This window comes from Segatella asaccharophila, from assembly GCF_054687055.1.
In genome coordinates, this window is sequence record NZ_BAACAN010000002.1 from 93843 (window position 1) to 113520 (window position 19678).

The 19678-nt window shown below is 43.6% G+C and carries 12 protein-coding genes and 2 tRNA genes; 5 read left to right on the top strand and 9 right to left on the bottom strand.

What is annotated here, in order from left to right; genetic code table 11:
- The first annotated feature begins 1 nt into the window (after window position 1).
- Window positions 2–628 (top strand): NADH:ubiquinone reductase (Na(+)-transporting) subunit E, encoded by a 627-nt coding sequence (nqrE, locus tag ACYRYG_RS01720; RefSeq protein WP_293416585.1) that lies wholly within the window; start codon window positions 2–4, stop codon window positions 626–628.
- A gap of 18 nt (window positions 629–646) precedes the next feature.
- Complete coding sequence (nqrF, locus tag ACYRYG_RS01725; RefSeq protein WP_293416583.1) at window positions 647–1915, top strand: NADH:ubiquinone reductase (Na(+)-transporting) subunit F; 1269 nt, start codon at window positions 647–649, stop codon at window positions 1913–1915.
- Window positions 1916–2094: 179 nt separating this feature from the next.
- Here the strand turns inward: nqrF and uvrA are convergent, their stop codons facing one another.
- The 3 genes from uvrA to ACYRYG_RS01740 all read right to left on the bottom strand — a co-directional run bounded on the left by uvrA (window position 2095) and on the right by ACYRYG_RS01740 (window position 5880).
- Entirely contained in the window at window positions 2095–4983 is a 2889-nt protein-coding gene (gene uvrA, locus ACYRYG_RS01730; RefSeq protein WP_460197431.1) for an excinuclease ABC subunit UvrA, read from the bottom strand.
- A gap of 76 nt (window positions 4984–5059) precedes the next feature.
- Window positions 5060–5530, bottom strand: coding sequence for a 23S rRNA (pseudouridine(1915)-N(3))-methyltransferase RlmH (gene rlmH, locus ACYRYG_RS01735; RefSeq protein WP_293419612.1), 471 nt, complete (start codon window positions 5528–5530; stop codon window positions 5060–5062).
- Complete coding sequence (locus tag ACYRYG_RS01740; RefSeq protein WP_293419609.1) at window positions 5527–5880, bottom strand: DUF4491 family protein; 354 nt, start codon at window positions 5878–5880, stop codon at window positions 5527–5529. The genes rlmH and ACYRYG_RS01740 overlap by 4 nt, the downstream gene beginning before the upstream one ends.
- A 160-nt stretch (window positions 5881–6040) precedes the next feature.
- Here ACYRYG_RS01740 and ACYRYG_RS01745 point away from each other — a divergent pair, with 160 nt between their 5' ends.
- The 3 genes from ACYRYG_RS01745 to ACYRYG_RS01755 all read left to right on the top strand — a co-directional run bounded on the left by ACYRYG_RS01745 (window position 6041) and on the right by ACYRYG_RS01755 (window position 8149).
- On the top strand, window positions 6041–7789 hold the full coding sequence (locus ACYRYG_RS01745) for a phospho-sugar mutase (RefSeq protein WP_293419606.1): 1749 nt from the start codon (window positions 6041–6043) through the stop codon (window positions 7787–7789).
- A gap of 165 nt (window positions 7790–7954) precedes the next feature.
- Window positions 7955–8041, top strand: a tRNA-Ser gene (locus ACYRYG_RS01750).
- 36 nt (window positions 8042–8077) lie between these two features.
- Window positions 8078–8149, top strand: a tRNA-Glu gene (locus ACYRYG_RS01755).
- A 132-nt stretch (window positions 8150–8281) separates the two neighbouring features.
- Here ACYRYG_RS01755 and ACYRYG_RS01760 read toward each other — a convergent pair.
- The 6 genes from ACYRYG_RS01760 to ACYRYG_RS01785 all read right to left on the bottom strand — a co-directional run bounded on the left by ACYRYG_RS01760 (window position 8282) and on the right by ACYRYG_RS01785 (window position 19350).
- Window positions 8282–9100 carry a DUF2971 domain-containing protein gene (locus ACYRYG_RS01760; RefSeq protein WP_460197433.1) on the bottom strand — a complete coding sequence of 273 codons (819 nt, stop codon included), beginning with the start codon at window positions 9098–9100 and terminating at the stop codon, window positions 8282–8284.
- Window positions 9101–9149: 49 nt separating this feature from the next.
- The gene (locus ACYRYG_RS01765) at window positions 9150–12191 is read right to left on the bottom strand and encodes a type III restriction-modification system endonuclease (RefSeq protein WP_460197434.1); all 3042 of its coding nucleotides are present in this window, start codon (window positions 12189–12191) and stop codon (window positions 9150–9152) included.
- Between the two features lie 4 nt (window positions 12192–12195).
- On the bottom strand, window positions 12196–13485 hold the full coding sequence (locus ACYRYG_RS01770; protein WP_460197435.1) for an abortive infection family protein: 1290 nt from the start codon (window positions 13483–13485) through the stop codon (window positions 12196–12198).
- Between the two features lie 47 nt (window positions 13486–13532).
- Window positions 13533–15419 (bottom strand): site-specific DNA-methyltransferase, encoded by a 1887-nt coding sequence (locus ACYRYG_RS01775; RefSeq protein WP_460197436.1) that lies wholly within the window; start codon window positions 15417–15419, stop codon window positions 13533–13535.
- Window positions 15420–15508: 89 nt separating this feature from the next.
- Window positions 15509–16114 carry a DUF4391 domain-containing protein gene (locus tag ACYRYG_RS01780; RefSeq protein ID WP_460197438.1) on the bottom strand — a complete coding sequence of 202 codons (606 nt, stop codon included), beginning with the start codon at window positions 16112–16114 and terminating at the stop codon, window positions 15509–15511.
- An 8-nt stretch (window positions 16115–16122) separates the two neighbouring features.
- On the bottom strand, window positions 16123–19350 hold the full coding sequence (locus ACYRYG_RS01785; RefSeq protein ID WP_460197439.1) for a helicase-related protein: 3228 nt from the start codon (window positions 19348–19350) through the stop codon (window positions 16123–16125).
- Window positions 19351–19678 lie beyond the last annotated feature (328 nt).

Genomic DNA, 19678 nt, shown 5'->3' on the forward strand with positions numbered 1-19678 from the left:
TATGGAACATCTGTTTGGCTTATTCTTTAGATCGATCTTTGTCGATAACATGATCTTTGCCTACTTCTTGGGCATGTGCTCTTTTCTGGCCGTATCCAAGAATGTAAAGACCTCACTGGGGCTGGGACTGGCGGTGACCTTCGTGCTGCTGGTTACCGTTCCTGTCAACTACCTGTTGCAGGTTTATGTCCTCGGTCCTGACTGTCTGGTGAAGGGTGTCGACCTGAGTTATCTGAGTTTTATCTTGTTCATTGCCATCATCGCGGGCATTACCCAGTTGGTTGAGATGGTTGTGGAACGTTATAGTCCTGCCCTGTATTCTGCGTTAGGTATCTTCCTGCCGTTGATCGCAGTCAACTGCGCCATTATGGGAGCATCCTTGTTCATGCAGCAGCGCATCAACCTGGATCCCGCTAACCCGCAGTTTATCGGAAGCGTGTGGGACAGCATCGTCTATGCCCTGGGCAGCGGACTGGGCTGGACGCTTTCTATCGTGTCCATGGGTGCCATCCGGGAGAAGATGGAATACTGTGATGTACCTAAGCCTTTACAGGGATTGGGCATCACGTTTATCACCGTGGGACTTATGGCAATGGCCATGATGTGTTTTTCAGGACTTAAATTTTAAAAGGGGAGTTTGATATACATGGGACAGTTTATTAGCGTGAGCATCATCGTATTTCTCATTGCGATTCTTTTATTGGTTGTGATCTTGCTGATAGCCAAGAAGTATCTTTCACCGAGTGGCAACGTGACCATAACGATCAATTCGGACAAGACACTGACCGTGGCGCAGGGAGATTCACTGATGTCCACCCTGAACCAGAAGGGAATCTTCCTGCCGTCGGCATGTGGCGGGAAGGCAAGTTGCGGACAGTGCAAGGTGCAGGTCCTGGCAGGGGGAGGGGAGATCCTGGAATCAGAGATCCCTCATTTTACCCGCAGGCAGGTCAGGGAGCATTGGCGGTTAGGGTGCCAGACGAAAGTCAAGGGCAACCTGTCCATCCTCATTCCCCAGAGCATTCTCGGGGTCAAGTCATACGACTGTACAGTGATCTCGAATCAGAATGTCAGCAGTTTTATCAAGGAGCTGAAGGTAGCCCTTCCGAAGGGACAGCATATCGACTTTATGCCAGGTTCATATATACAGATCTATATCCCGGCGTATGAAACGATCGACTATGACAAGGATTTTGACAAGGAGGCGATCGGTCCCGAGTATCTTCCGGTATGGAAGAAATTCAACATCCTGTCGATCAAGGCGCATAATCCGGAGCCGACGGTCCGCGCCTACTCCATGGCCAACTATCCGGATGAGGGGGACATCATCATGCTGACGGTCCGTATAGCCTCTACTCCGTTCAAGCCACGTCCTCAGGTGGGCTTTCAGGATGTTCCCACGGGTATCGGGTCCTCTTACATTTTTGCTCTCCGCCCCGGAGACCATGTGAAGATGAGCGGTCCTTTTGGGGATTTTCATCCGAGGATTCATTCTGAGAAAGAGATGATCTGGGTCGGGGGAGGAGCCGGCATGGCACCATTGCGTGCACAGATCATGTATATGACCAAGACGCTGCACTGTCGTAACCGCGAGATGCATTTCTTCTATGGTGCCCGTTCACTCAGCGAGGCCTTTTTCCTTGAAGATTTCTGGAACCTGGAAAAGGAATATTCCAATTTCCATTTTCATCTGGCCCTGGATCGTCCCGACCCGAAGGCGGATGCTGCCGGCGTGAAGTACACTGCCGGTTTTGTGCATCAGGTCATGTATAATACTTATTTGAAGAATCATGAGGCCCCTGAGGATATTGAGTATTATTTATGTGGGCCCGGACCGATGACCAAGTCCGTACAGAAATTGCTCTACGACCTTGGTGTCGACGAGGGGGATATAATGTTTGATGATTTCTCCTGATCTTTCCCTTTTCCCGTTCCGTTCTTCACGGATCGTGGGAGATCAGCTATACCACCATTAAGAGGCAGGGGCCCGGTGAATCACCGGGCCCCTGCCTCTTAATGGATAGTGTGTGACCAGTCCTTTCGGGGGGGGCAGTCACCGTGACATCATCCCCTCGTGATCGTCTTGAGAGGACTCTATTTTCCGGGTTTGCGCCCTTGCTCCTGTACTTTCCCGTCAGCCTCCAGTTTTTTCTTGAGGAAGACACCGGTGATGCTGTCGCCGCAGGCAGCGACTTCCTCCGGTGTTCCCGCGATAACGAGGTTGCCGCCGTTATTACCTCCGTCAGGGCCAAGGTCTATGACGTGATCAGCGCATTTGATGACATCCAGGTTATGCTCGATCACGATGACGGTATGTCCTCGGGAAAGTAAGGCATCAAAGGCCGAAAGGAGGCGCTTAATATCGTGGAAATGCAATCCGGTCGTCGGTTCATCAAAGATGAAAAGGGTCGGCTCCGCCTGCTCCTGACTGATAAAATAAGCCAGTTTTACACGTTGGTTCTCCCCGCCTGAAAGCGTAGAGGAGTTCTGTCCGAGTTTGATGTATCCCAGTCCCACCTCCTCAAGAGGTTTCAAGCGGTCAGTGATGGCCTTTTCCTTGTACTTCCCGAAAAAGTCGATCGCTTCACTTACCGTCATGTTAAGGACATCGTTGATGTTCTTCTCATGAAACCTGACCTCAAGGACATCATGCTTGAAGCGCTGTCCGTGGCAGGCCTCACATTCGAGCGTCAGGTCAGCCATGAACTGCATTTCCACGGTGATGACGCCTGCGCCCTTGCAGACCTCACAGCGTCCTCCGTCCGTGTTGAAACTGAAATATTGAGAGGTGAATCCCATCTGTCTGGCCAGGGGCTGCTCTGCGAACAGTTCCCTGATGGCATCATACGCCTTGACGTAGGTGGCAGGATTACTCCTTGTACTTTTCCCTATCGGATTCTGATCCACGAATTCCACATGCTTGATCATTTGCCAGTCCCCTTCCATGGACAGGTATTCCCCCGGCACATCACATACCTCATCGAGGTGACGTTTCATTGCGGGATAGAGGATTCCCTTTACGAGAGAGCTCTTCCCGGACCCGGACACGCCGGTGACGACCGTCAGCACATTCAGCGGGAACCGGACATCGATGCCCCTCAGGTTGTTCATCCTGCAACCTTTCAGCAGGATACTTCTGTTCCAGTTTCTCCTGGAGGCAGGTACAGGGATGGTCTCCGTGCCGGTCAGGTACTTTATCGTGTAACTCCGGGGGTACCGTGCCAGCAGTTCCTGACATTTCCCGGGGTCTCCCTGTGCCTCGTTGATAGCGTCCATCCTGCCCTGGAAGACCACCTCTCCCCCCAGGCGGCCGGCATCCGGACCGATGTCGATCAGCTCATCTGCTGACCGGATGATCTCTTCATCATGCTCGACGACGATGACCGTGTTCCCTATGTCTTGCAACTCTTTCAGGACGTGGATCAACCGGTCTGTGTCCCGTGGGTGGAGGCCAATGCTGGGCTCGTCCAGGATGTACAGGCTGCCAACCAGCGAACTGCCCAGGGAGGTCGTCAGGTTGATGCGCTGGCTCTCCCCGCCGGACAAGGTGTTGGAGCGGCGGTTCAGGGTAAGGTACCCGAGGCCTACCTCCACCAGGAACTGGAGTCTGTTCCGGATCTCCACGAGGAGCCGTTTGGCTATTTTTGCATCATCAGGGTCTAATGCCAGATGGTCAAACCAGTCTTTCAAGTCCCATATAGACATCTCCACCAGGTCAGTGATGCTCCTGCCGCCGATCTTCACGTAGGAAGCTTCCTTCTTCAACCGTGTCCCATGGCAAGTCGGGCAGACCGTCTTTCCACGGTATCGGCTCATCATCACGCGGTACTGGATCTTGTACTGGTTCTCCTTGACCATCTGGAAAAAGGAGTCTATACATATCCGGTCGTGGATATTTACCTTCTTTTCCGAAGGCAGTCCGTGCCAGAGCATATCCTTTTCCTTCTGAGACAACTGATAGTAAGGTTTGAATACAGGGAAATGATCCTTTTCCCCACGGCGTATGAATTCTTTTTGCCAGACGTTCATCTTGTCCCCATGCCAGCATTGCACACAGCCATCATACACACTCAGGGTAGAGTTGGGAATGACAAGCCGTTCGTCAATACCCAGCACGCTCCCAAAACCTTCACAGGTGGGACAGGCCCCCAGCGGAGAATTGAAGGAGAAGAGATTCTCGGTCGGTTCTTCAAACTGGATCCCGTCAGCTTCGAAGCGTGTGGAGAATTTGAAGATTTGCTGTGACGGCAGGATCATGACCTGCATGTATCCATCACCCTCATAGAAGGCGGTCTCTGCAGAATCCGTGAGCCTGCTGATGGCGTCCTTCTCCTTGGATACGGACATCCGGTCAATGACCAGGTAGATTTCCTGAGGTTTCAGCACCTCTTTGGCATGGGTCTCGAGAAAGTCATCTATCCGGATGAAATCACCCTTGGTAAAGATGCGGGAATAACCCTCCTGGACGTACATCTCCAGTTGCTTCTGGGTGGTCCGCCCCTTGACGATATGCAAGGGAGACATAATGACAAACCGTGTACCCTCACCAAACTGTTCCATCTGCCGGATGACATCTTCGGCAGTATGCTTTTTCACTTCCTGTCCGCTGACCGGCGAGTAAGTCCTGCCGATCCGGGCATAAAGCAGTCTCAGGTATTCGTATATTTCCGTAGAGGTGCCGACGGTACTTCTGGGGTTCCGGGCGATGACCTTCTGTTCGATGGCAATGGCCGGAGGAAGTCCCTTGATAAAGTCGCATTCCGGCTTTCTCATCCTGCCCAGAAACTGGCGTGCATAGCTGGAGAGGCTCTCCACATAGCGACGCTGGCCCTCAGCATAGAGCGTGTCAAAGGCAAGGGAGGATTTTCCCGAACCGGAAACTCCGGCGATGACAATAAACTGATCACGGGGAATCTTCAGACTGATGTTTTTCAGATTGTTGACCCTGGCTCCCTTGATCTCTATATATTTTTCTTCTGACATATCTTTTCCTTCTGGTCAATGAAACAGGATGACATCATCCTGTACTGCCGGAATCCTGGTCCAGCGGATTCCTCTGTTATTCATGATGGTAAGGTTCCCCCTTGATGATCGTGCAGGCCCGGTACAACTGCTCGGTGAAAATCAGTCTGACCATCTGGTGGGAGAAGGTCATTCTGGAAAGGGAGATCAGTTCATCAGCCCTGTGATAAATATCCTTGGAGAAACCATAAGGGCCGCCGATGACGAAAACGAGGCGGCGGGCCGTGTTCATCTTCTTCTGCAGCCATCTGGCATATTCGATGCTCCGGTATTCCGTCCCGTGTTCATCCAGCAGGACGACCGTGTCTGATTCCTGCAGCTGTCTGAGGATAAGTTCTCCTTCACGGGCCTTCTGCTGTTCCTCCGAGAGATGTTTCGTGTCCTTGATCTCCGGGATGATCAGGATGTCAAAGGGCAGATAGTGACCTATCCGTTCCTTGTAGTCCTGGATGCCGGCGATGAAATGCTTGTCCGTGGTCTTTCCGACGACGATCAACTCCGTTTTCATTCCCCGTGTGCTGATCCTTGTCCCCCGGCAGATCCCTGTGTTTCCTCCTTATGGAGGTGATAACAGTCCTTCCTCTCAGGGTTCATCGGGAACCATCCCTTTTCCACCCTCTTCTTCTGGTTGAAAAGTTCTCCGATAGACCATAGGAGAGTGGCACCGAGCACTCCGAGAAGGGAGGAGAAGACCACCTGCCTTACGAGGACAGAGGCGCATATACAGAGGATGCCGACAACCAGGAAAAGGATCCAGGGACGCGTCCCCCAATAATATTCAGTCTTGATGACGACGGGGTGAAAAATGCCGATGATAAGGAATGTCGACAGGGCAATGATAATACCTGTAAAATACATCTTATTTTTAATCGTTTGGTTTCTTGTCTTGCAAATTTAAGAAAAATAATCCGATAAATGTATTTTGCAATAGAATTTAATCACTTAAAAAGTTACTTAGGATAAATATTATTATTATCTTTGCGTAGAAAAGAAAACGTATTATAAAATCTTGAATATTATGTCAAATAATGCAGAATTGATCGCTCAGTGCGAAAAAAGAGCAAAGAAATGGTTATCTCCTGATTTTGATGAAAAGACCCGTAAAGAGGTTCAGGCTAAACTCGATGCCAAGGATAAGACGGATCTGGTAGAGAGTTTTTATAAGGATCTGGAATTCGGCACGGGAGGACTCCGTGGCATCATGGGGGCCGGTACGAACCGGATGAATATCTATACAGTAGGAATGGCAACACAGGGATTTGCCAACTACCTGAAGAAGTGTTTTACGGACAAGAAGCAGATCTCTGCTGTCGTCTGCTTTGATTGCCGTAACCACAGTGATCTGTTTTCCCGGACGGTGGCTGATATTTTCTCCGCCAACGGCATTAAGGTCTATTTGTTCAAGGAGATGAGGCCTACTCCTGAGTGTTCTTTTGCCATCCGTTATTTCAAGGCCCAGGCAGGTGTCAACATCACGGCCAGCCATAATCCCAAGGAGTACAATGGCTACAAGGCTTATTGGGAAGATGGAGCTCAGGTACTGACTCCTCATGATACCGGTATTATAGAAGAGGTCAATAAGGTCAGCGTCGAGGATGTGAAGTTCAAGGGTAACAACGATCTGATCCAGATGATCGGAGAGGATGTAGACAAGCCCTATCTGGAGAAGATCAAGGCGCTTTCCATTGATCCTGAGGTCATCAAGAAGCAGCACGACCTGAAGATCGTCTATACGCCTCTTCATGGAACGGGCATGACGATGATTCCACGGTCCCTGGAGTTCTGGGGCTTTGACAATATCCATTGTGTGAAGGAGCAGATGGTCAAGGATGGTAATTTCCCCACCGTTGTCCGTCCTAACCCGGAGTTTGCCGAGGCGCTGACCCTGGGGCTGCGTGACGCAAAGGCACTGGATGCAGACATCCTGATGGCCAGTGACCCGGATGCCGACCGTGTAGGTATGGCCTGCAAGAATGACAAGGGCGAGTGGGTGCTGATCAACGGCAATCAGACTACCCTGATCTTCCTGTGGTACATCATCACGAACCGCAAGGCTAAAGGACTGATGAAGCCGACCGATTTCATTGTCAAGACGATCGTGACTACAGAGGTCATCCGCAAGATCGCCGAGAAGAACCATATAGAGATGCGTGATGTCTATACCGGTTTTAAATGGATCGCCCGTGAGATCCGCAATTCGGAAGGTATGCAGCACTATATCGGGGGCGGCGAGGAAAGTTACGGTTTCCTGGCTGAAGATTTTGTCCGTGACAAGGATGCAGTAAGCGCCTGCTCACTGCTGGCAGAGATCTGTGCTTATGCCAAGGACAAGGGTGAGTCGCTCTATGACATCTTGATGGACATCTATATGGAGTATGGCTTCTCAAAGGAATTTACCGTTAATGTGGAGCGTCCGGGGAAAGCCGGAGCTGATGAGATCAAACAGATGATGACCGATTTCCGCAATAATCCTCCGAAGGAACTGGGGGGCTCGAAGGTGGTCATGGTCAAGGACTATCAGTCTCTGCTGGCCACCCGTGAGGACGGGACTCAGACGCATGTCTGCATGCCGGCTACCAGCAACGTGCTCCAGTGGTTTTGTGATGATGAGACCCGTGTGAGTGTCCGTCCTTCCGGTACGGAGCCCAAGATCAAGTTCTATATTGAAGTGAAGGGCGTTATGCATTCTCCCAAGGACTATAAGGCTCTGGACAGAGAAGGGATGCAGAAGATCGAGGCGATCAAGAAGAGCCTGAATCTGAAATAAGGTTCTCATGCACTTGTTTCCGGTTTGCTGCTGACATGGTCTGCAAAGGGTAATCAATAGACTGTTAAAAAAATCTTTAGGAAAAGTTTGGCAGGATAAAAACTTTATTGTACCTTTGCAGACGCATTCGAGAAACGATGCCTGGCAAATCGGAAACGAGCCTTTGGAAGGATGGGTGAGTGGCTGAAACCAGCAGTTTGCTAAACTGCCGTGCGGGTTTCCGTACCGGGGGTTCGAATCCCCCTCCTTCCGCTTTGAGGCGGGGCAAGTTTTGAAAATGCTTCTAACGGTCGGTTCATCTAATGGTTAGGATACAAGATTCTCAATCTTGGCATATGAGTTCAATTCTCGTACCGACTACTCAATAAACCTTGCAAGTTACTATTAATTAAGTACTTGCAAGGTTTATTCGTCTTAGCTTAGGAAACATTTAGGAAACAAAAGAATCGGTATTGTATGAAAGTTTTGATGACAGTGTCAAATTGGACCAGTCTATTTTAATCTTACTTTTCCGAATAAAGCACTGTCGGATATTTTTGCTTCAGGTGCGAATTGTCTACATAATGCTTCGACAATAATTCTTTGACTTTCAGAAACTTCAGGACTCAATGTTATCTCTATCTTGTTAAGGATATCATTTTTAAGTCTCATATCATAAAAAGAAAAATTCAATGCTTTGTTGCTCTTATAAGCATTATATACTATGTTGACCATTAAATTAGGATTATTGACGTAATAGAGAGGATTGCAGGGCATTATATTTATAATAAACCTGCTTTCTTTTTGAAAAGCCCATTTCGTATTTTTGTATTTACCAATTTCACCAAAGTTGATAATGGCATCTATTTTCTTCTTTTCTTTCAGTTGAAATTGAGCCACATTATCTGTATATTTATGAATATCAGGTACATACTCTACTTTTTTAAGAAATGATGTTCGGTTGTTGGTACCTAAAGGCATGATAAAATAATCTTGATTTTCTATATCTTTTTGAGGTATTAATGAGAGTGAACCTATAATTGGAACCTTATCCCTAAATTTAAAATTGCATATGTCATAGGTTTGAAACATATCTTCATCCAGACAGATACGTACACCATTTTCAATTCCAGCATACATTCTCCATAAAGGAATACTCTCCTCTGCATCTTCTGTCCAACAGGAAACAAATATATATTGTCCCAAATTTAATCCATTTGATTTTACATTTTCTTCTAAATCATCAACTTTATCTAAACGATTAAATCGTAATGTTCTATGTTTTAAAATCAAAGCAAGTGTTTTAAGATTAGTGTAGTGATATAATTTCATGTCTTTTTGTATTATATGTGAGGATTTCTTGATAGTCTGCTTCTCTTGTTTAATCTATATTATTCATCACATCCAGCAGATTTTGATAACTGGTTACGTCATGATAACGCACCTGACCGACGGGATTATAATTGAAGAGGTGTTTTGCGCACGTAATCTTAGCCGTTTCAATCGGTCGGAGTTGCATCGAGACCAAACTCCCCTTGGTTTCTGCAATGAAGAAGATATGTTTAACGGAGCCCTTCTTGAATGCGATGGCCCAGTCCGGGGCATAATTACCAACGGGAGTTGGAATTTGGAATGAGCGGGGTAAACGAGCATATACCTCGACATTTCCGGCACCATCCAAATCTTTAGCAAACTGTTCTTCGCCTTCTGAATCCGTAAACACATAATCGAGGATATTCTTTTGAGACAGATACGCCTTATCTACTCGCTCAGAAGTTTTCTCTTGCGTAAAAATATCAAGGTCGTAGGTGTTTTCTGTTCTATTGTAAGAAATATGATCAATAATCATCGTTGCCTTTTGTTCCCGGATGATTTTAATGACATTTCGAATAAACTCCTCTGGATTGTTTTTAAAAAGTAATTGTTTTGCAGGAAGAATACCTTTTAATATTTGCACTACAGTATGTCGGGTAAGCGTTGCACCTTGTGCAATTTCGCCCACCAAATCATATTTTACGGTTGAAGTGCTCACTTTTGTAAGTATATGGGTATCGGAAGCGACATGACTATTGAAATCAATATCATCTGCATCTTGTATACCGGTTTTTACAATATATTTGAGTTGAGTTACGTTCAAATTAAAATCGATGGCCTGAATAACCTTTGCTATTAATTCTTCACTGTCATAGTGGACGGTATAGACATAACGATGGTTGATTTCATTCCACAGCTGTTTAAAAGCTTCTTTTTCTGCATTTGCGTTTAATCGACTGTTTACAGCTTCTGCAGTTTGATTGGCATCCTCAAACATCCCTTCTAATAGTGAAGGATTGTAAATACTCTGGATGAGCGTATGAATTCCTTGCTCCATAGGTTGTAGCTTCTTGCCAAACGGAGCTAGTGTACCTCCATTCAGGTCTTTATAATATGAAGACTTAATCTGTCCCTGGTCATTGATGTAGTCGTTTTCAAACAAATATGATACAATACTGTCTGCTTCGGGTTCAGTAATGAGATGTTTCTGACCATTGATCATCACAGGGAGTCCATTGAAATAGTCAGCTGTTGCATTTGTGGGCCGTTCTCGTAAAGCCTCATGTGTTTCTTTCTGTAAGGCATTTACAAAGGTACTATAACTCTCGTTGGCGATGACGGTCAATTTGTTGATGTCGTGTACCGCATCCCCTAGACGTTCATAGTCCATACGGTTGCCGTTTTGATCTACACAAATCCGGAGACCACGTCCTACCTCCTGGCGTTTTGCCGTTTCCGAATTGGCATGGCGTAGCGTACAAATTTGAAACACGTTCGGATTATCCCATCCTTCACGCAGAGCTGAGTGTGAGAAAATGAAACGCGTTGGTTCTTCGAAGCTCAACAGGCGTTCCTTATTCTTCAAAATCAAATCATACGCAGAAATGTCATTCGAGTCCGTTTCTCCGCGTTTCACCACGCTGTTGACCACGTGTCCTTTTTTATCAATGGAGAAATATCCTTTGTGAACTTCCGCAACCTGAAATCGAAGAAGGTATTTCTGGTATTTTGCATCAAACAGTGACAAGTTTTCAGATAGATAGTGCTGATATTCTTCCTCAAACATCTTCCAGAGATAACCGTGAACAAGATTGCCCGCATCATCATAGTTTTCGTAGTGATCCACTTCGTCAATAAAAAACAGGGAAAGTGTCTTGATACCCAATTGGAATAAAGTCCGTTCTTTCTCAAAATGACTTTTGATAGTTTCCCTGATCTGAACTCTCTGAATGTCTTTCTCACTGACATCACCCATTACTTCACTCTTTTTGAGACTATCACCGTTCATAAAACTGACTTTGTTGGTTAGTGGGTTGATGTCGGTAATTTCAAAACCATCATATACGTGGAGGTGGGAAGCATCATAGAGTTTATCTCCGACCTCAAACTTTAATGTTTCGCGTCGCGTCATATTCTGTCTCTTTACCTCTATTTCCAGTTTCACCTTTGGGGCATGGTTCCTTGACAGTATGATACTGTCAAAATAGATATAACCATTTGTGCCGAGTAAGTTCATCAAGGTAATTCCCTTCACCTGAATCTTCTTTACCAGTTTCTTCCGGTAAGCATCGAGGGCGTCCAGGGCATAAATACAATTATGATGGGTCTTGTGTGTAGCTGAATAGTTCATCATAAAGAGCGGCATGAAATGCTTCAAGGCCCTCATCGTAGCAGCACCTTCCATTTTCTGAGGCTCGTCCATGATGATAATCGGATGGTTGGCTGCGATCACATCAATCGGACGCCGACTTTGGAAATCGTCACGTTTGGTATAAATAATACGTGCCTCCTTATTTCGTGCCCCCTCCTTAAATGAAGTGTTGAAGGCCTGTACATTGATGATCATTACATGGATACCATCATCACTGGAAAAACTGTCGATTTCATTTAAATTGCTACTATTGTAAATGAAGTACCGGGCTTTCTTGCCATACTGTTCCATAAAATGATCTTCCAGCATGTTAAAACTTTTGTTGACCCCTTCCCGAATAGCAATGCTGGGTACCACCACGATAAATTTGCTCCAGCCATAGCGCTTGTTCAACTCGAACATCGTCTTGATATAGACGTAAGTTTTGCCTGTACCTGTTTCCATTTCAATATCAAGGGACACACGGCCTAAACCATCTTGTTTAATCAACTTAGAACTTTGCGGGATCTCACTTTGGACTTGAATTCTCTGGATATTGTCTAAAAGTTGTTGATCATTTAGTTCAACTTCTTGGTTTCGGTAACCGGTATATTCCTCTTCATATACAATTCGGTTATCTGTGTTGCCCAAGTCCCGACGGTAAATATCGGATGTTTTCGACGGCTGACCGGAAAATACATCCACCGTATTATTCACGGCGTCTGTCTGGTATTGTTGTATCTTAAATTTAAACTTCATGTTTCTATTTTTGGTTTTGACGAAGGAAAGAATCCCATAAGAAATTTACAAGTGTAACACTACTACCGACTGCAAGTTTTGCATGTCGTTCTTGCAATCCTTTATAGGAATTGCTTCTCCCATGACCTGTACCATAAGCATTTCGGATATTTGCCAAACAGTTAACAATAGTTTTTAAGGCTGCTAACAGAGTTTTCATTGAAGTCGATTCGGGAATATTGTCGGGAATATCTTTAGGCATAATTTTTAATTTAGAAGTTGTTTCGTTCATAAGATGGTTGATATCCCAATTCTTATCAAGATTAATACCATAATTCTCTAATATGGTCTTGCAACAACTTTCAATTAATTCCTTTGCTTTGCCAATTGCCTCTGTCGGATTTTCTTTTTGCATCTTACACATCAAATTAATTTCAGATGTTAAGTATTCACTTGAGAAAATTCCTTTTAAGTTTTTAGTAGATTCTGGCAATACTGGTGTTTCTTTATTAATTCTATTAAGTATTTCCTTGCACTTTTTATAAAGAGTGGTCTGATAATTTTGACCATGGATTTCTTCATCATATTCAGGTTGGAGTTCATAATATTCCATGAGTTCATTAAAAAGTTTGATAATCTCATCTTCAGTTCCATCATCTATAAATAGTTCAAGTGATTTTCCTTTAGAAAGGTTATAATGATCACAGAGGGCAACATTCACAACTCTTTTTGTAAATTCATTAAATGAAGGTGTTGTGAAATTTAATACATATCCCCCCCGATTAAATAATCTAAGAAAGATAGAAATCTCAGTTTCTTTTAATCTTAAAAGGGTCTTATCATGCCATCCAAATATATCTTTTCCTGAAATCTGACCTTTACAAAATAATCGGTATTTGTCGTTTTTTAGTAGTTCATTGATCTTGTAGTAAAATGCTAACCAATTTGCTTCGTCCTTACGAACATCAGGATGAAAAATCTCACAAAGGAAATCTAAAAAATCCTCGTCTGGACCATTTTTCAAAGGGAAGCGCTCATCTGTAAATAGCCAGTTTTTTGGGTAGTCGTTATTTGTAATAGTATGAGCATATATTTCTTCTTCCGCATTTTTAAATTGAGGATCCTTGGAGGGGAATTCTTTTAATGGATAAAGTCTATTTAAGAAATCAACAGAAGTGAGTTTACCCCAAAAATTATAACTATAATGGTCGGGTTTAAAATCTATCGGTTCCCAGAATGTGGGTATTTCTTCTTCAAATCCAGAAGTTAAAATTTCGAAGATATTCTTTCTCGTTATTTTTGTAATTCTGTTCATATCAAATGACTTTCTTATCTAAAAATGACCGTATGATTGTTATTTTGTCAGAGTATTTTACGAATGGTATCTTTGCTATATTCCTCAAATATCTGCTCAAAGTTATCTGCTACATTATCCGTTGCCAGAGAATGATCACGCATGATGAAATAATATGGATGTATCTTAGCAATTTCCTTGATGGTTTTTTCATCCACATTTTCGTCAAAACAAGCTAAGAGATAACCATCTTCTACATTCCATACACTCTTGCCAGCTATTTCGTTCTTTTCTATTTTCGCTGATAATTCGATACCAAGTTCAATCATCACCTGGAATAGTAAGTCCTCGTCTGTTCGGTCATTTTTGATATTGTCGTCAAAAAGTGTATCTGTCGAGGTTTCTGCAGGAGTATAGTAAACTGGTTGCATATTAGAACTATCGAGCTTCAGTACGCGGAAACCAATATCCAAAGAATCTTTTTTGTCTTCAAATAAATCCGGTTGTTTTTGCTCTTCCACAATCTTCTGGCCGGCACGACGAATACGTTCCTTTCCGATTTCGCAGATGTTTTTGTAACCAGCTTTATAAGCTTCACTTTTCTCGTCTGTTGGCTCGGGCAATTGTACCATAATAAACTTGCGGTGTCCTCCATCTTCAGCATTCAGTTGCATCACGGTATGGGCTGTTGTGGCAGAACCGGAAAAGAAATCAAGAATAATAGAATCCTTTTGACTATACAATTCAACACATCGCTTTATCAGTCCAACAGGTTTAGGATAATCAAAATATTTTTTCCCATCGAAAAGTTGAGCCAACTTTTGTGTTGCTTCTTGAGAATGACCAACTTCTGAATATTTCCAAATGGTCATAGGGGTAATACCTGTTTTACGTAATTCTGAGAGGAAGCGCTTCATTGACGGGACATTATCCCCATTAGAGCCAAACCAAATACGATTGTCTTGAAGTCTTTCCTGGAAAGCTGTTTGCGATAGACGCCAACTCCGTCCAGCAGGAGGTACTACCACACGCCCTGAAGGGGTAGTTATAGGAAAGATATTTGACTGTATTGCAGGTCCAACAGATAAATTGTCCGCTTTCCACACTCCACGTGGGTCCTTGTCAGGATTGGAATATCTTTCATTTGTCTCATCTGTTCGTGGTATCCCATTACAGACAGCTAATTCGATATTTTTTGCGTAACATAAAATATAATCATGAGAAGTGGAAAAATGTTTCATCAGATTGATAGGCGCGTATGCTCTTTCCCAAACCACTTGAGCTATAAAATTACTCTCCCCAAACACTTCATCACAGATGTTCTTAAGATTTTTCTGTTCATGATCATCAATCGAAATGAAAATCACGCCATCTTTAGTCATTAAGTCTTTTGCCACTTTGAGCCGGGGATAAATCATGTTGAGCCAGTCAGTATGGAAGCGCCCGTTACTTTCCGGGTTGGAGACCAAATGGTTGCCTTCTTCGTCTTCTTGTCCGCTATGGTCTTTATAGTCTTGAGCATCTTGGGTAAAATTATCCTGATACACAAAGTCATTCCCGGTATTGTAGGGGGGATCAATATAGATCATCTTAACTTTTCCCAGATAGTCTTCGCGCAAAAGTTTCAGTACTTCTAAGTTATCGCCTTCAATGTAGAGATTATGGGTGCTGTCAAAATCTACGCTTTCTTTACGGCAAGGGCGAAGTGTGTCTGTTGTGGGTGTGCTTGCAATACGTATGGCATTGCGTTTATCAGGCCATGTAAACAGATAGCGTTCTTCCGGACCTTCTACAATATCTTTGGAAAGATCTTGCCGAAGCTGGTCGAAATTGATGGCACGGACTGTCCGACCATGTTCGTCTTTTATTTCTGTAAGGCAATCCGGGAACAGTTTTCCGATTCGTTGGATATTCTCGTCTACTGTATCTGTAGACTGCATTCTAAGTTTTTCCATCTTTAGAATTAATTCTTTTTGTTTTAACTAATTAATATCCCCGTTCTGTGCGATAGGATGACAGGCATGACGGGTGAGCATGATATTCTTCATGTTTCGATTTCCTTTTTCAAGATTAAGATTTGTTGATGCAATTCATATTTTCTCCGGGGTTGTCTTTCTATACGGCATTGTCTTTCAAGGCTTTCTATCTGATGCTGTATTTTCTCCCGCCGTTCCCTGTCCATGATTTGTTCTTCCAAGGATAACTTGGAAGACAAGTCCAAATGGGCAATGTCTGCGATAATGTGCTTCCAGGCCATATCCAGATCGAGTCCGGAGAGACGAAGAGTAGCCGAATCTATTGGCTGCCAGTCTGTTGTTAAGATGTTAACGTAATAAATAGCCCATTGAATTTCATTCTCATATTGGAGGGCAAAGACCATTTTTTGAGGAATCAACCGATTGAGTAACAAAAGATTCTGTGCATCATATTCTTTATGTTTCAGAAGAACCATGAGGACATAAATACCTTTGATGTTTTTTCCTTCAGGTAATGCGGGTACGGTGTCTGGAGAGATATGAGCCAGGATGGATAGTCTGTTGATATCAGAATCGAAATGGTTGCGATCAGCCGTTTTGATGCAGAATTTCTTATAAATTGCTTTTTTGGGCAATGACTTATTGATGAAAGTGGCAGGTGGTAGCTGGAACATAGGCGTTTCTATTTGATGACAAGAAAACAAATTAACTCAAAGTCATCCAATCCGGAGATACGTTTTTCAAACAGGTCCCCGGCAAATCCGTTCAGGAAACTGTCAACGTCTGATTCTTCTTTCACATTGACAATAGACGCTATAGCTTTATTCAGTAAGTCCGAATACTTGTTCATTTTCAAACCATTGTCAGTTTCCTTATTAAACTCATGGCATAATTGCAAATCGGGTTTTGTAACAGGCTTGCAAACCAGTCTCATCTTATCTAATAAGTCCTTGGGGTGAAGATGATCAATGAGAACGTGACCATCATTTGCAATATAGACCATGTAAAACGGGTGGAGTTGGTTTTTGTGGTCAATATTAATTCCTTCTGTGCGGTTCTTCAATACGAAAATAGTACCAGGAGGCACGTTAGCATTTCCTCTGACCACGGCATGTAGTCCGAAAGGTGTATGCTCAACATCATTATTGGTGTGAATATATTCGAGTAGGTCTAATCTGAACTCGTTGAGTCCCAAGTCCATGATATTGACTCCCGAATTCATATCTTCCAGGTCGACCACCTCATTCTTAAGTTGCTCCAACTGTTTTTTCCTGTATTCTAAATCGCCCTGTTCTTCTGGAGTTAGTGGATTTTCATCGCCTGTGGCTGTCATCACACTCATTTTCATGCGTGCTTCTACTCGTCCTTTTAGATTGATGTATTCGTCTAAGGTCATATCGGGCCAGTAATTGACCAGTTGGATAACGGTATTGTGTGATCCGATACGGTCGATTCGTCCGAAACGTTGGATGATGCGGACCGGATTCCAATGAATGTCATAGTTGATCAGATAATCACAATCCTGCAGGTTTTGCCCTTCGGAAATACAGTCTGTGGCAATGAGGACATCTATGGTCTCATGAAGATGAGGGTAGACTGAGGCTGCTTCTTTGGAGACAGGAGAGAAAAGGGAAAGTACCTTGTTGTAGTCCAGTTTCTCTCTGAGATTCATGGTGCTGCGGGCCTCGACTGTACCCGTAGCCAAGGCTACATTGAGCCCGTACCGTTCCTTGATGGGGCGGGCCAGGTGGTCATAGAGGTATTCGGCCGTATCAGAGAAAGCCGTAAATACCAGCACTTTTTTGTTGCCGGGGTTGAGGGGATGTGCAAATTTGTCTTTCAAGTCGGTTACAAGTTGCTGGAGTTTGGAGTCATGTTTGGGTGTAATGTCTTGTAAGAGATCCAAAAGCCTGTTGAAAATCCCTAAATCATCCTGGATATGGCGGCGCCACGTGATATAGTCCATATCCTCCAAGAGTATACGGTTTTTCTTCTTGCCAATGAAAAAAGCATCTTCGTCCTCATCTGAATCTGCATCTTCATAATCGTCTATTTTAATATGATGGTTACCATTTTCGTAATCAGAGATTTCTTTTAGCGTATGGTCCATAGAATTCCTGATACGCGTGAGTGTCAATCTGAAAGAGTTGACAGAAGACTCTAAACGCTTGAGCAACTGGATATTCATAAGACGCTGGATGCCACGTTCCCGGTCTTCTATACTTAGCCGGTAACCATTTTCACCTTCCTCATCCCGGTATTTAGAAAGTTTACTGCTGAGAATAAAGGCTGATGGAGTATAGATGGCCAGTTTCAATTGTTGCAGGAGTTCGAATATCCCATTGTAGGTGACGGCATGGTCAAGGTCTGTCAAATGTGGACTTCGGTTGATGGGCTTATTGCGCTTTGGGAAAGTTCCGATTTTGGACATATCGTAATATTGCTGGATATGTTTTCGGCTTCTGGCAATAGTAACAGCATCTAGCATACGAAAAAAGTCGAAATCCAGTCTCTTGAGCAACTGTTCGGTCGTGCGTTCTTCTGAGGGCAGATTGGCCCAAAGATTATAGGCTGTCTGAGCCTGTGAAAAAATATCTTTGATGCCTTTTTCTGTGGGCAAAAGAGTATCGAAAGATTCGGTGTCACCTTCATAAGCAAGTTGCAACTGGTTCTTAAGATCGTTGAAACGATTATTGACAGGTGTTGCGCTCAACATCAGTACTTTCGTCTTTACTCCGGCCCGGATAACCTTATTCATGAGTCTCAGGTAGCGGTTTTCCTTCGGATTCTCATCATTTTCATCAGTAGTTACTTTTCCTCCATTTCTGAAATTATGGCTTTCGTCAATCACTACCAAATCAAAATTTCCCCAGTTAATACGACCTAAATCAATATCATTGCTCATGCCGTGATCTCGTGAAAGATCGGTATGATAAAGGATCTTGTAATTTAACCGGTCCTTCAACAACGGGTTGTTGGTATAGTTTTGCCGGTAGGTGTTCCAGTTTTCGTATAGTTTCTTAGGACAGAGCACCAGCACGGAACGATTGCGGCTTTCGTAATATTTAATGACTGAAAGGGCAGTGAAGGTCTTGCCAAGACCTACGGAGTCGGCAAGGATGCAACCATTGTACTTTTCAAGTTTGTTGATGATGGCCAGGGCTGCGTCCTTTTGAAAACCATAAAGTTTATTCCAGATAACGGAATTCTTAAACCCTGTGGCTTCATTTGGTAATACATCTTCACTAATATCTTCCAAAAACTCATGAAAGATATTGTAAAGTGTAACAAAATATAGGAATTCTGGTGCGTTTTCCTTATAGGCATTGGAGATGTTTTCAATCACCTCGTCCGTTACGACCTGCATTCGATCGTTGTCATTCCATATCTGATTGAATAGGTTGATGTAAGCTTGGGAAAATGGTGAATCCAACTTTTGGATCATCGTATAGGCGTTATTCCCCTTCTGACTTCCTAAATCAACTGTGGTAAAACCTGAAACAGGGGTATAAGTCTTTTCATCGACATTAATGAAGCCCATCATGTTCTCATTGGTCTTATTGGATTTGAAGCAGACTTTGGTCTTGATCCATTCTGCACATTCTCTTGCAATGGCTTTTTGATTTAACTGATTTCTCAATCTTACTTCGAATTCTGATCCATTGACAGCCCTTTCTCGGTTTAACCGTGGAATATAGAATTCACGTTGCTGCTTGGGAGTTTTTTCGGTAATGAAGGTGGGGGAGGTAAAGACAAAATGTAGTTCTTTTATCTTTTTCAATTCTGTCTTTAACTCTTGGAAAGCATATATAGAGAAGCAGGAAGCTGCAATAGATAAGCGACTTCCTGAATGGATTTCTTTCGATAAGTTTTGACATAAAGTCTGGTGTATATTGTCAATAATCTCCATGATGAATGACCCAAAAATGAATTTGGCAGATTACTGCCAAAGCCAAAGTTACAACATTTTTTTGACTTAGAAACTTAAATCATTAATAATCTGTTATTACTGATCGTTTTTATTTTTAGAAAAGACATCAGATGCTTCTCCTTAATACATTTTGTAGCATAATTGACTATTTGCAGTAGGTTAATCCTGGCTAGTGGAGATTTCATAACGAATAATATCTACATCTGTCTTAATGAGAAATAAAAAAGATTAATCCTTGTGACAGAATATGAAAAAATGATATAGATATTATGATAACTGCCGTTTTTTAATTCAATTATCACCAACT

Coding starts and splice junctions, on each gene's coding strand:
- ACYRYG_RS01770 (WP_460197435.1), bottom strand. CDS start 13,485: ATGAACAGAATTACAAAAATAACGAGAAAGAATATCTTCGAAATTTTA.
- nqrF (WP_293416583.1), top strand. CDS start 647: ATGGGACAGTTTATTAGCGTGAGCATCATCGTATTTCTCATTGCGATT.
- ACYRYG_RS01740 (WP_293419609.1), bottom strand. CDS start 5,880: ATGTATTTTACAGGTATTATCATTGCCCTGTCGACATTCCTTATCATC.
- uvrA (WP_460197431.1), bottom strand. CDS start 4,983: ATGTCAGAAGAAAAATATATAGAGATCAAGGGAGCCAGGGTCAACAAT.
- ACYRYG_RS01765 (WP_460197434.1), bottom strand. CDS start 12,191: ATGAAGTTTAAATTTAAGATACAACAATACCAGACAGACGCCGTGAAT.
- ACYRYG_RS01780 (WP_460197438.1), bottom strand. CDS start 16,114: ATGTTCCAGCTACCACCTGCCACTTTCATCAATAAGTCATTGCCCAAA.
- nqrE (WP_293416585.1), top strand. CDS start 2: ATGGAACATCTGTTTGGCTTATTCTTTAGATCGATCTTTGTCGATAAC.
- rlmH (WP_293419612.1), bottom strand. CDS start 5,530: ATGAAAACGGAGTTGATCGTCGTCGGAAAGACCACGGACAAGCATTTC.
- ACYRYG_RS01785 (WP_460197439.1), bottom strand. CDS start 19,350: ATGGAGATTATTGACAATATACACCAGACTTTATGTCAAAACTTATCG.
- ACYRYG_RS01760 (WP_460197433.1), bottom strand. CDS start 9,100: ATGAAATTATATCACTACACTAATCTTAAAACACTTGCTTTGATTTTA.
- ACYRYG_RS01745 (WP_293419606.1), top strand. CDS start 6,041: ATGTCAAATAATGCAGAATTGATCGCTCAGTGCGAAAAAAGAGCAAAG.
- ACYRYG_RS01775 (WP_460197436.1), bottom strand. CDS start 15,419: ATGGAAAAACTTAGAATGCAGTCTACAGATACAGTAGACGAGAATATC.